This window comes from Synechococcus sp. MIT S1220 (assembly GCF_047303025.1).
Classification (GTDB): Bacteria; Cyanobacteriota; Cyanobacteriia; order PCC-6307; family Cyanobiaceae; genus Parasynechococcus.
Genome location: NZ_CP138939.1, coordinates 1,271,364 through 1,283,797, shown reverse-complemented (window position 1 = coordinate 1,283,797; position 12,434 = coordinate 1,271,364). Strand labels below are relative to the sequence as shown.

Annotated in this window: 11 protein-coding genes; 5 read left to right on the top strand and 6 right to left on the bottom strand. The window is 57.4% G+C overall.

All coding sequences use genetic code 11. From position 1 onward, the window contains the following. Nucleotides 1–282: 282 nt before the first annotated feature. Nucleotides 283–540: a hypothetical protein gene (locus tag SIB64_RS06325; protein WP_413442405.1), complete on the bottom strand. Its 258-nt coding sequence runs from the start codon at nucleotides 538–540 to the stop codon at nucleotides 283–285. Between the two features lie 116 nt (nucleotides 541–656). Continuing rightward, nucleotides 657–1,064 carry a thiol-disulfide oxidoreductase DCC family protein gene (locus SIB64_RS06320; protein ID WP_413442404.1) on the bottom strand — a complete coding sequence of 136 codons (408 nt, stop codon included), beginning with the start codon at nucleotides 1,062–1,064 and terminating at the stop codon, nucleotides 657–659. A 153-nt stretch (nucleotides 1,065–1,217) separates the two neighbouring features. On the opposite strand from SIB64_RS06320, the gene SIB64_RS06315 reads away from it, so the two are divergent. The 4 genes from SIB64_RS06315 (at nucleotide 1,218) to SIB64_RS06300 (ending at nucleotide 4,447) form a co-directional block, all read left to right on the top strand. Continuing rightward, the gene (locus tag SIB64_RS06315) at nucleotides 1,218–1,877 is read left to right on the top strand and encodes a secondary thiamine-phosphate synthase enzyme YjbQ (RefSeq protein ID WP_413442403.1); all 660 of its coding nucleotides are present in this window, start codon (nucleotides 1,218–1,220) and stop codon (nucleotides 1,875–1,877) included. Between the two features lie 966 nt (nucleotides 1,878–2,843). Next, nucleotides 2,844–3,131 (top strand): 4a-hydroxytetrahydrobiopterin dehydratase, encoded by a 288-nt coding sequence (locus tag SIB64_RS06310; RefSeq protein ID WP_413442402.1) that lies wholly within the window; start codon nucleotides 2,844–2,846, stop codon nucleotides 3,129–3,131. A 19-nt stretch (nucleotides 3,132–3,150) separates the two neighbouring features. Then, nucleotides 3,151–4,236: a CobW family GTP-binding protein gene (locus tag SIB64_RS06305; RefSeq protein WP_413442401.1), complete on the top strand. Its 1,086-nt coding sequence runs from the start codon at nucleotides 3,151–3,153 to the stop codon at nucleotides 4,234–4,236. Between the two features lie 67 nt (nucleotides 4,237–4,303). Further along, nucleotides 4,304–4,447: a hypothetical protein gene (locus SIB64_RS06300; protein ID WP_413442400.1), complete on the top strand. Its 144-nt coding sequence runs from the start codon at nucleotides 4,304–4,306 to the stop codon at nucleotides 4,445–4,447. Between the two features lie 143 nt (nucleotides 4,448–4,590). On the opposite strand, the gene SIB64_RS06295 is transcribed toward SIB64_RS06300, so the two are convergent. Next, the gene (locus tag SIB64_RS06295; protein ID WP_413442399.1) at nucleotides 4,591–5,673 is read right to left on the bottom strand and encodes an ABC transporter ATP-binding protein; all 1,083 of its coding nucleotides are present in this window, start codon (nucleotides 5,671–5,673) and stop codon (nucleotides 4,591–4,593) included. 602 nt (nucleotides 5,674–6,275) lie between these two features. Here SIB64_RS06295 and SIB64_RS06290 point away from each other — a divergent pair. Next, entirely contained in the window at nucleotides 6,276–7,805 is a 1,530-nt protein-coding gene (locus SIB64_RS06290) for an ABC transporter permease (RefSeq protein WP_413442398.1), read from the top strand. Between the two features lie 293 nt (nucleotides 7,806–8,098). Here the strand turns inward: SIB64_RS06290 and SIB64_RS06285 are convergent, their stop codons facing one another. The 3 genes from SIB64_RS06285 to larC are packed head-to-tail and all read right to left on the bottom strand — an operon-like array spanning nucleotide 8,099 to nucleotide 12,424. Then, nucleotides 8,099–10,255 (bottom strand): PhoX family protein, encoded by a 2,157-nt coding sequence (locus SIB64_RS06285; RefSeq protein WP_413442914.1) that lies wholly within the window; start codon nucleotides 10,253–10,255, stop codon nucleotides 8,099–8,101. Between the two features lie 22 nt (nucleotides 10,256–10,277). After that, nucleotides 10,278–11,204: a lysylphosphatidylglycerol synthase domain-containing protein gene (locus SIB64_RS06280; RefSeq protein ID WP_413442913.1), complete on the bottom strand. Its 927-nt coding sequence runs from the start codon at nucleotides 11,202–11,204 to the stop codon at nucleotides 10,278–10,280. A gap of 8 nt (nucleotides 11,205–11,212) precedes the next feature. Beyond that, the gene (gene larC / locus SIB64_RS06275; RefSeq protein ID WP_413442912.1) at nucleotides 11,213–12,424 is read right to left on the bottom strand and encodes a nickel pincer cofactor biosynthesis protein LarC; all 1,212 of its coding nucleotides are present in this window, start codon (nucleotides 12,422–12,424) and stop codon (nucleotides 11,213–11,215) included. Nucleotides 12,425–12,434: the final 10 nt, after the last annotated feature.

Below are 12,434 nucleotides of genomic sequence, written 5' to 3'. Positions count from 1 at the left end.
TCAATGGAGTGAGCCTAACGATCAATCACGCCCCGCGATCAAACAGCAGCAATCGCTGGATTGATCGACCAGTGGGTCGACGAGCCACCTCTCAGATATTGGCGACAAATCATCGCTCAAGGCGGTTGTTCGCCAAAAAACAAGCTTGGCTTGTTTTCAGCAAGATCGAGAAAACAGTCAAAGAGGTTGACCACTAATTGCATCAACCAGACGACACAACAAACACATCTTCAGGCAGACTCACCACACACTTAACTGACAATCAATGTTAATGAAATCAACTCAATCATACCAAACGCTTTTACAGCGTGCCCTTCGATAACTTTTCTTGGCTTTACGATATCGCTTCGTATCTTCAGCAAGGGCATTACTGGATAAACGCACAACTTCCTCATCTTCGCTGGTTGCAATCCGATGACGGTACACACTCATCTGATAGCCAAGCTTGTTCATGACTTTGGTAATGATCTCACACTCCAATGTGGTGGCCGACGCAGCAAGCATCAGGAGAAAAGCCGTTCCAGATAAAAAGAATGACATCCCCTTCTCCCAAACAACTGGAGATCGACACCTTAAAAGGACCGTTTCCGGAGATCAATCTCGCCGCAAAAGCGGTGAGGCATCAATCGCTGCAACTGCCGAACCCATCCTTCCAATCAGGCCCTGGCGCATCGATCCTCACAGAGTTGATCCAGATCAGGTCGCCCCGTCCATTTCAGGCGGCGAGCAGCCCAAAAGACGTACACCCGGTTCACAACCATCGCCAACCCAGGCCAGGTGGTAGGCGCATAGAGCCATCCCAGGCCCACAAGGCGATAGGCCTCCCGAAACACAGCCACATCGCGCAGCACCTCGCCACGGGCGTCGATCGCATGGATCCTCCCCATCGCCTGGCGGTAGTCGATGCCGGCGTGATCGGCAGGGTTGTAATCAACAGCATCGATATCAACGAAGCCAATCTGCTGGCGCCGGTTCCTCGACTGCAGGAATCTCACCTCACGCAGGCAGAGCGGACAGCCCCCGTCGTAAAGCAGGGTGAGCTGCGGTGAAGGGTGCGACGTCATCCAACGCAGACGGAGAAACAGGCCACAGCCTGATGGAAGTAAGGGGCAATCGTGGCTGCCGCCGATCAGAGATCGGAGGGGCTGGTTGACGGCTTTGCACGAAAGACGGCTTGGATCTTGCTATCGGTGGTGAGGTCAAGCCCCCCCTGACGCATGGCCCTGGCACAACGTCTGCACCAACTGGAGGTGTCCACTACTGGTGCAGGCTTTTCAAGGCTGAATGAACTGTTGAATGCCTGGATTGCTGGCACAGGAATCCAACAGGGTGTTCTCCACCTCACCTGCCTCCACACGAGTGCCAGCCTCACCATCAACGAGAACGCCGACCCGCGCGTCCTGAAGGATTTGCAGGCCTGGATGGACGCCGTGGTTCCCCAGGATGGACGTGGACCCACCAACGGACAAGGACAACGCCTCCCCTATCTGCACGATGACGAAGGCAACGACGACATGCCGGCCCATATCCGCACCGCCCTCACATCACAGACGTTGTCATTGAGTGTTGATCGCGGACGAATGCTGCTCGGGATCTGGCAAGGGATCTACCTTTGGGAGCACCGCGCCATCCAGCACAACCGGCGAATTGCCTGTCACCTGATCGGTGAGCTGCAAACAGCAAAAGAAGCTGAACCGATCGAGCGCAACAACAGGGCTCAACATCTGCAGCGTCGAAACGGCAACAAGCTCAATGCAATGGTGCAATCTCGCCACAATCCAGAGGCCTGGGCGACAGACGGTGGCGTCGACACGGATGTTGACCTCCTGGTGGACCGACTGCATGACCTTGCCGAACATCCGATAGACCAGCATTAATCACTCTTTAGCGTTCATGATTTTGGTGACGAACGTGCCACAGACGAGTAGATCTATCTCTCAAAACAACTCCGCACGATGCCACTCTGTCAGGCGGATTCAGAGACACCGCGATCAGACATGATTTACACCTCGCGACTCAAGTAAATCCACTGGCTCCTGAATAAAGATAGACAGAGGGAATGGCCTGACGATATTTTCACTCTCAAGGCAGAGCAGAAGATCGTGATTAATTCGGTCGACAGCCATCAGGAACAATCCATAATCCACAGGCCAAGTGGAATGCCCTGAAATCAAAAAAAGCAATCACAATTGTAGAGTGGAGATCTTAAGTAGTTCACAACTACCAAACTTGATGAGATCGTTACACAATACGAGTTCTCGGTGATCATTAGGGATTCGAGCCCGCACCTCAGAGGACGTTTGATAAGACACCCGCAACAAAACGCGAAACATCAGAACCTGGGTGAGCATCCGCCTTAAGCGAACAAACAAAGATTTACGCATCTCTAGATGGTCTGACCATGAACAAAAATCACCACAGCCAAATCCAATGATTGCCAATTCACTACCAAGATTTTGCTCAATATCCACTCGTATTTCAGCAAGCTCAGTCAGGCTCTTCCTATATCGGTCAACAAAGAAGATTAACTGATTCCCCTAGGCCGATGTCAAAGATTGTGAGATCGGCATCCGAATTTCAATGCACTGCTGCGGATGACTTGCAGCGTTGCGGATGCGGTATCAGTACTGGCGGCGGCTCTACGACACTTTCGATATCAGGGACTATCTCACTCGCCTTCAGTGTATTTGCTACGGCAATCGTGAACATCAGGCTGACCAGGACGGTTGTGCAGAACCAGAGAACACGTCGGAATGCGGCACCACCGTCGCAAGCCAACAAAGAGAGCCATGTTCTTAGATTTATAAAGAAGAGAATGCTTCAAGTTCAGACTCATCCTTCTCATGGCAACACGACTTTCGGCAGATCAACGGGCAAGCTTGAGCGAAACGCTCGCGAGCTGGACGCTTGAATCAGATCAGCTGACGCGCACCTTTCTGTTCAAGGATTTTGTTGAAGCCTTCGGGTTCATGAGCCGTGTCGCGCTTCTTGCCGAATCCCGCAATCACCATCCGAATTGGTCCAATGTCTATAACCGGGTCACGATCGAGCTCACTACCCACGACCTTGGCGGACTGAGCGATCTGGACATCGAGCTTGCTATCGCCATCGACCAGTTGCTGCCAGCATGAGAACAACTGAACGGTTTCCATGGCCGCCGCTCCAATTGCTCCGGGCGTCCCCGTAACGATTCTCACAGGTTTTCTCGGTGCGGGTAAGACGACCCTTCTCAATCACATCCTGACTAATCAGAGCGGCGTCAAGACTGCCGTTCTGGTGAACGAGTTCGGAGAAATCGGCATCGACAACGACCTGATTGTGAGCACCGGAGAAGAGCTGGTGGAGCTGAGCAATGGATGCATCTGCTGCAGCATCAACGACGAGTTGATGGAAACCGTAGAACGCGTGCTTGAGCGCCCCGATCCGCTCGACTACATCGTTGTAGAAACAACCGGACTGGCCGATCCCCTACCCGTGGCCATGACGTTTCTGGGCAGCGAACTCAGAGCGCAGACCCGCCTCGACTCGATCATCACGTTGATTGATGCGGAGAATTTTGATGCCGCTGTGATGGAGACCCAGGTCGGTCGGGCGCAGGTCATCTACGGCGACATCCTCCTTCTCAACAAATGTGATCTGGTCCCAGCCGAGCGACTTGAAGCCTTGGAAGCCGAGCTCCGTGCCGTCAAAGCAGATGCACGCATCCTGCGCGCGATCAAAGGAGACGTGCCCTTGCCTTTGCTGCTGAGTGTCGGGCTGTTCGAGTCCGACAAGGTGACTCCAGCGGAGGACGCAGATAGCCACGACCACAAGCATGAGCACGATCATGACCATGGGCACGACCACGCTCATGACCACAGCCACGCTCATGACCACAGCCACGCTCATGACCACAGCCACGCTCATGACCACAGCCACGGGCATAACCATTCAGACCACCTTGAGGTGGATGGGTTCACCTCCCTGTCCTTCAAAAGCGATGGCCCTTTCGGACTGCGCAAATTCCAAAATTTTCTGGACAATCATCTGCCGGCCGAGGTGTTTCGGGCAAAAGGCATCCTCTGGTTCAACGAAAGCGAGCGGCGCCATGTGTTCCACCTTGCTGGAAAGCGCTTCTCAATCGATGACGATGACTGGACCGGGCAGCGCAAGAATCAGCTGGTGCTGATCGGACGGGACATTGACCACGACAGCCTGCGGAATCAACTCGAGGCCTGCGTTGCGAAAGATGCTTGACAAGGTTTCGACTGATCAGGCGAATCCGGAACAACCTGCCTATGTTGTATCGGTGGAGAAAGGATGAATGGCTGAATCCGTTGCATTGATGGCCCTGCTGCTGGCGAGTCTTCTCGTTTGGCTCCTTGTCGACTCCGACGACGACAACAGCAGTGGTGGCTTACGGCAACCTGTGCTCATTCCCATCCCCGTTCGTGATCAGCGACGCTGACTCTCCAACTTCAGCCTTTGCCCAGAAACGAAGAAACCCCTGGCAGGACCAGGGGTTTTTTATGGCTTTATTCCGCTATGCAGCATTCCAAGATTGACGCCCTGATCAACATTGAACAATTCAGACCAGCATCAGGCCAAGAGTTAGCGATGTGACCCAGACAAATCAATGCGATGGGGGAGAAGCTTGACCGAAGCATCATCTTTTAAAGCAACTCGGCATCGAGAATGGGTCTGATAGTTCTGCTCCAGCGGACATCGCGCGCGCAACATCAATTCGCCGATACTGATTCTGTACTCCCAGAAATCACCCATAAATTCTCGACCCAAAACACTGGCCTGAGACTCCGAATCCGGAACAAGACCGATGGCTTGTGGATCCACGAGAACACAGGATCCATCGGGCCAATCACGCTGGAGCTGCTCCAGTTTCTCTCGATTTCGGAAACTACCGATCGCACATGAAAGCTCTCCCTGAGTGGGAGCCTGCACAGGGATCACATTGCTTTGGAGAACAAAAGAGCCCACAAATGCTGTGGCCGGATCACGGACGATGTCCTGAGGAGATGCACATTGATGCAGAGCACCATCGCGCATCACGGCAACACGATCACAGATGGCCAACGCTTCGCCTGGATCATGGGTGACGATCACACCGCTTGCGCCACAGGCCTGTAAAACGGCCGACAATTCGCTGCGAAGTCGCAGACGAACTTCAACATCAAGGCTGGAAAATGGCTCATCCAACAGCACGACTTTGGGAGACGGGGCCAAGGCCCTGGCCAAGGCCAACCGCTGGCGCTGGCCACCTGAAAGCTGATGCGGGAAGCGTTGTTCAAGCCCTTGAATCCCGAGCAGCTCGAACAACCACGTCACCCGGCTTGTCTCAGCACCACGCTTCAGGCCGAAACAGGCGTTCTGCCAGGCCGATAGGTGCGGAAAGAGCGCATAGTCCTGAAACACCATTCCGACACCGCGGCGCTCTGGCGGAACAAAACGCCCGTCTCCAGCCACCGGAGTTCCACGCATCAGGATGCTGCCCTGCACAGGTTGCTCAAAACCTGCAATGCATCGAAGCAGAGTCGTCTTTCCACAGCCGGAGGGTCCAAGCAGTCCGAGAAGTTCTCCCTCAGCGATCTCGATATCAATGCCACGCAACGACCAGTCTTCCCCTGAGCTGAGATATCGGTGCCAAATCGATCGAAGCGAAACAGGATTCTGGACCACGCGCGCGTTCGTTGGATCAATACGGTGAATCATGAGAAAGGACTCGCCAGATGGCCGTATCAATTGATCAAAGAGATTGTGCGATATCTGCATTGACGATCGAGCGCCACTGCAGATGAACCAGCGAAGACCGACCGAACATCAACGCCAATCCCTTCCCGATACCAGCCAATGCTGTCCTGTATCAGTGGAGCCCGAAAACAAAAGCAATCCAATCGAACAAGCATCGAAAAGGTTAGTCAGTCAACGAAGCCGCTGAACTCGCCGAAGCGAACAGTCACACATAAGAACCAAGCCAAGCCAGTTATCGCAATGGAATTAAACCCTTCTCGAACCCATTGCCACACCAACGAGAGAAACGCCAGAAATCAACTCATTAAACAAATAGCTCAAGTTCTTAGCGACAACACCGACATACTGCCCTATTAATTTTCGAAAAAATCCATCGCCATGAGCACTTCATTCAAGGCAATTACCCCTGTGAACATCTAAAAATTTTGATTAAAAAACTTCAAATACGACCAAAAAATACAGGGAAGATCTTCGCCCAGCATCGCTGTCTACAATCCCGTGCGAATGGTTGAATTCCTGAGCGAATGCCAATGATCCTGTCATCACGATCGGCAAATCGTTCCGTACTTGTGATCCTGGCGGCATCAATTGCCCTGTTGGCAATCTGGCCACTGATCAGCCTGATCACTGAAGCATTGCAAACATCTGGTGGGAATTTTTTCCAATTAAGTGCAGATGGCGGTGGGCAGATTCTTGGCACCTTTCAGCTTTTGATCGGCAGCGCATTCGTTGGAACGGTGATCGGTACGGCCAACGGTTGGCTGCTCAGCAACTGTCGTTTTCCCGGTCGCCGATGGCTCCGAATTGCTCAGCTGATCCCCCTGGCCACGCCCGCTTATCTCCTGTCAGCAACATTGGTGGACCTCGGCAGCCGAAGCGGAATCCGCATTTATGGCCTTGGCTGGGGGATCGTGGTCATGGCCCTCAGCACCTATCCCTACGTCTTCCTGTTGAGCACGGAGAGCTTTTCCGTCAGCGGACGACGGCAGCTTGAAGCATGCCGGAGCCTGGGTGTAGGCCCATGGCAGGCCTTCCGCCGGGTTGCCCTTCCCATCGCATTTCCGGCCATCGGAGCAGGAGTCGCCCTGATGGGGATGGAGATCGTTAACGAGCTGGGGGCCGTTGAATTGCTCGGAATTCCCAGCCTGTCGGCCGGAATCCTGGAAGCGTGGCAGGCGGGGGGTGATCCGACAGGAGCGATCGGCCTGGCACTGATCACTCTGATCATCGTTCTTGGTCTTGTGGCTGCTGAACGGCAGCTGCGTCAACGCAGTCGTCGCTGGAGCGATGGTGTGGCCGGTGGAGATGCGACCGCCTGGTCCCTGCAAGGCCCCCGGGCTTGGGGTGCTCAGATTCTTGGACTGCTTCCACCCACCATCAGCCTGGGCATCCCCCTGTGGTGGGGGATCGTGAACATCGATCAGCTGAACCAGGCGCGATCGGATGATCTCCTCCAGATGGTGCTCCGCACCTTTCTGCTTGGGATCGCTGCAGCCCTGCTCGCTGTTGTGGCCTCACTGATGCTCGCCATCGCCAAACGCTGGATCCAGGCCAGTTGGTTGAAGGGACTCACCTTCCTGGCGGGGATGGGCTATGCCATCCCTGGCACCGTTCTGGCACTCGCTTTGCTTTTCGCTGGCACACCCTGGCAGCTGAGTCCGATCATTCTTCTGCTCTGGGGATACAGCGATCGCTTCCTGGCCGTCTCCAAAGGGGGGCTCGATGCAGCGCTCGAACGCATCAATCCATCACTGGATGAGGCCGCGACTGGGATGGGATTCAATTGGCTCCAAGTGCTGAAAAGAGTGCACTTGCCCTTACTGCGCGGCCCGATGACCGTTGGCTTGCTGTTGGTCTTTGTCGACACAGTGAAGGAGCTGCCGCTCACGTTTGCTCTCAGGCCATTTGATTTCGACACGCTGTCGGTGAGGGTGTATCAGTACGCCGGTGACGAACGTTTAGCGGAAGCATTGCTGCCCGCCCTGATGATCCTGATTTTGGGACTGGTGGCCTCGATGGCCCTGGTTCCCAGCCTGGATCACAGCCCAAAGAAGTCCTGATGCGTCCGCTCCAGAACGGAACGGCAAGGACCATGACCAACCGATCCGTCCGGGATTGAGTTCCGCTTCGGCGACATAGAGCCTCCAAACAATCATTCCTTGATCTCAAACAAGTGCCATCACGTGATGGATCAATGTCCAGCGGAGCTGATCATCCCTGCTGCCAACTGTTGAACGGTGTGCCCGGCCAGCAACACACCCACAAAGCAATCGTCTCAAGCCATCTGAGATCACCGGGAGCACACACCAGAGGCGTTCTGTGACGCTGGTTCAGGGCTGATTTGATCTTTAAATCAGGGTGATGAAGCCATAAGAATCGGCGCACCACCCCAACGGCGAATCGCCACAACCCCCGGCCGAGGTGGCCGCCCGGGGGCCTGAGCAGGCCAGTTCGACCCACGCGGAACCCAACGCGTTTGCTGAAACGGCTTGCCATTGCGATCGACCATCGCATGGGTCCTCACATCGACAGCCCCTTTGCGAAGTACCCCATGCGCTTCACCGGGATGCTGAACCGCCAGAAACAGGTTCGTCTCAAGCTGATCCAGGCAGACACCCGTGAGCTCACACTCCATCGGCCCTGTCGCCAGACACAGCGCCGCAGACCCATCACGGGGCACCAACCAGCAGCTGTTGTTCCCGAACACGTCGCTGGAGGACGAGCTCGTGGAGCGATCGGTTACCACCCAGAGGTTGCCAAGGCGATCCATCGCAAGGTTGTCTGGATTGGCAAAGCCCAGACCTCCGCTCCAGGGTTCCCCACCGGTCACCGCCATCCGCCAGCTGAAGGCATTGGTATCGGTCTCGCCGAGACGCATCACCCAGCCATGGCCCCAGCTGCTCTGGCCCTGTGGACCCTGAAACACAGCCGGATCTGCGCCGCCATTGCTGCCGGGATAGCCCGAGGTAAAGGCGATCAACAGATCGCCCGTGAGTGGATCAATCTTGGTGTCCTCCGGCCGGGCCGTCGGCGTGGCGCCGATGGCACTGGCCGCCAGATGGGCATCCACCACAATCGCCCCCTGCAACGCCTGCCCCGTTCCCCGGTAGAGGTCGGCCAGGGTTGAAAAGCGCGTGCGATACGCCTCAACCGCGGCATCGTCATAAAACTGCTCTGCACCAGCCCGACGGCGATCCGAATGGGGCAGCTCCACCGGAGAGGACAGACCGGCCTGCCGGAACCGGCTGGGATGGAACGGATTCACCGAGGTCTCCGGTTTCAGCGGGAGCCAGACCCCGCTGCCATCTGGGTGAAACCGTGCCACCTGCAATTCACCCGCTTCAAAGAGGTGTGAATTGGCCCTGTCCTTTAAATCGAGAACAACGCCGCTGCTGACAAAGCGATAGAGATGGCCACCGCGACGGTCGCAGCCGGAATACACCTGCAACGGCTGACCGACCTCAGCCCGCACCGCCACCGCTTCATGGCGAAAGCGTCCCAGAGCCGTGTGCTTACGCACAGGCTGATCGGGAGCCTCCGGCTCCACCTCCACCATCCAGCCGTATTTGTTCCCCGCCAGACCGTAAACATTGCCCAGGCCAGCAATCCGTTTGTTCCGACAGACGAATGGCCGCTCGGAGGGAGCAACGGAGCTGCCATCGGCGAACACCGGTTCGGGCACCTGGAACTGAATGTTCTCCTCGGCACTCAACACAGTGCCCCAGGGGGTGATGCCTCCCCCGCAGTTGGCGAAGCTGCCGATGATCTCGGCCCCGAGGCCGTCGTCATAGCCGAGGCGATCGGTGGCCTGAAACACGGCCACCGCAGGGCCGGTGCTGACCAGCCGCTGCGATGCATCCAGCAAACCGGTGAGGCCGGTGATGCGCCGGTCGTGGGATGCATGCTCCCGAACCCAGGCACCATCACCATTGCGCTTGAGGCTCATCACGCCGATTCCCAGATCGGTCATCGCCTCATCCGCCACCGAACGAATCACCAACCAAAGCGCGGTGTCTCGATCCAGAGCCGAGCAATCGATCACACCATCGTGAGCAGCCAGGGCCTGCACCAGTTCGCGGTAGGGAAGCGAGCGGCCGACCACATCGCCAAAGCCCTCCACCCAGGGCGTCGGACTGATGTACTCGAAGTTCACCGTCATCGAAGCCCGATCCGAGCTGTGGTGCACAAAGCCGAGATGGTCGTTGTTGAAGCCAAACCGACTGGTGCCGAGCCGATCGCCCCATGCAGCCAGCACGTCCGCGCGGAACCCCTCCGGCAGGGTCAATCGATCTTCAATGCCAACGGTTTTGTACCAACGCTGCTGCTCCTCGCCACTCAGGCCATCACCATCCACCGGCAACGGCACCCTCACCGGCTGAAAAGGCCGAACCGCTGGATGAATGGGAGCGTCACCAGCGTGGGCGGTATGGCCCTGTCGAGCGCCGGCCGCCACCATTGCAACGCCCCCTAAACCGAGGAGAGAGAGAACTGAACGGCGCGGCAAGGTCATGGCATCGGCCCGTTCGGATCCTTCATCTGCTCTCCGCCAAGATCCGATCCGCCAGCATCCGATCCGCAGCAAGCGATCCCCCTGCCAGCACGTCGGCCAGTGTGGAGATAACCCGATAGCTGAGCACCACTGCCAGAAGAGGCGCCTCGGAGACACCCCCCCCAAGCCTCAAGAGGAGGGTGGTCTCGAACACGCCAAGCCCTCCAGGCGCCCCTGGCACCACCAGTCCCACCGCATAGGCCAGGGAGAATGCTGCCAACCAGATCAGAACGTCGGGCTGATTCAAGCCAAATGCCTGCACACAGCAGAAGAAACCGGCAAAACGACTGAGCACGAAACCAAGCTGCCAGATCAGAGGGATCCAGGGGTAACCACTGCGGCCGCTACCCAGAGACTCCGTCTCAAGGGGAGCCTCTCCAGCCACTTGAAACTGATGGGCCTTACTGCGTTCGAGCCGGCGAAGGATCGGTTCCCTCCAACGCGGCAGCATCATCAGAGAGGGAATCGGGCTGATCAGAAGCAAACCGTTCTGCCAGCCACCTGTCAGCACCAGCAGAACGGCAGCCGAAGCAATCAGAAGGGGATCGAGAATCACGGCGGCCAGTGCAGGACCTCCACCGATCTGAGGGCGGAGCACTCTGAGCCGCTCCACCAGATGCCAGACCCCACCGGGCAGGTACTTGAGCAGGTTGGTGCGCAGAAACAGCGGCACCACGGCGACGCCATCCGGGAGATGACGCAGCCATGCGAGCAGAACCCTCCAGGCCCAGGCATTGACGAGAATGCTGATCCAGGTGACGCCCAGCCCCAGCACAAGCCACCACCAGCCCAGGAGGTCCAGGCTCTGCTGGCGCAACTGTCCGGCCTGCTGAACCAAGGCCAAGGCGATGAACGCCAGGCTGCCCAGCGTGACCCAGAGCTTCGGTTGTCGCAGCCAGCGCCAGCGCATCACCGTCGTCACCACCACCAGGGCTCAGAGGGTTCAAAGACGGCATCCCGAACCAGCTCGCGGAGTTCCGCGATCGAGCGACCCGTTTCGTGGCTGAGACGCTGCAGATCATCCGCCTCCGGCTTAAGGGTGCAGCGGCCATTCGGGCGCTGCACCTGCTTGGCCCGAAGCGCTCCGACACCGCTGGTGAGGACGCCACGCCGTCTGGGAAGGAGCCATCGTGCCTGCTGTCGTTCCCGCAAACCGATCGTGGAACTGATATCGAACCAGACCGCACGCAACGCTGACGCCCGCTCAGGCGCCACAAGCGCTGAGACCAACCAACCCGGCCGGTCCTTCTTCATCTGAACAGGCTGGACAGCCACGTCAACGGCATCGGCCCCTCGCAAGGCGGTGGTTAGCACTGCGAGGTCTTCAGCGGACGCATCGTCAATCCACGCCTCCTGCACAACAATCGTCTGCAAACGCGGGCCGAGATCCAGATCCTCGGCCTGCGACATCTGAATCACACGAAGCAGATTGGGGCGATCCAGGACCCGATGGCCGAGCCCGATGCCAATCGACTGGGGCAAGAGCGATTCCGGTGCTTCCGATCGATTGGCCAGGGTTGCAACCAGGGCAAGACCTGTGGGAGTCGTGAGCTCCCCTTCCGGTGAAGCGTCGCTACGCAGCAAAGGGATCGAGAAACGTCGAGACAACTCCAGAACCGCCGGCACGGGGACCGGCAACTGACCGTGGGCTGTGGACACCGAGCCCGAACCTGCCGCTGGAGAGGCACAACTGATTGCCACAGGGGCGAGATGGTCAACAGCGGAGCACACGCCCACCACATCCACCAGAGCATCAATGGCACCTACTTCATGGAAATGCACGGCATCGGCGGCCACCCCATGCACAGTCGCTTCCGCCTCCGCAAGTGCGGTGAACACCGCAAGCACGCGCTCGCGCAATTCAGGCGCCAAAGCAGCATCGCTAATGCTGCGACGAATCTCTGCCCAATGACGATGCTGAGGCGCTGATTCTGTCGCCGTCACGCTGAGCCGTTTGCCGCGAAGGCCACCGCTGCGGGCCTCCTCCACATCAAGACGGTACCGATCGTGCAACCCAAGGGTAGCCAGCGGCGTTTCGATCACCTGCTGGGGCACGCCCAGATCGAGGAAAGCTGCCAAAAGCATGTCCCCGGCAAGACCCGTGGGACAGTCGATATGCAGGCGGTTCATGGCGGCCAAG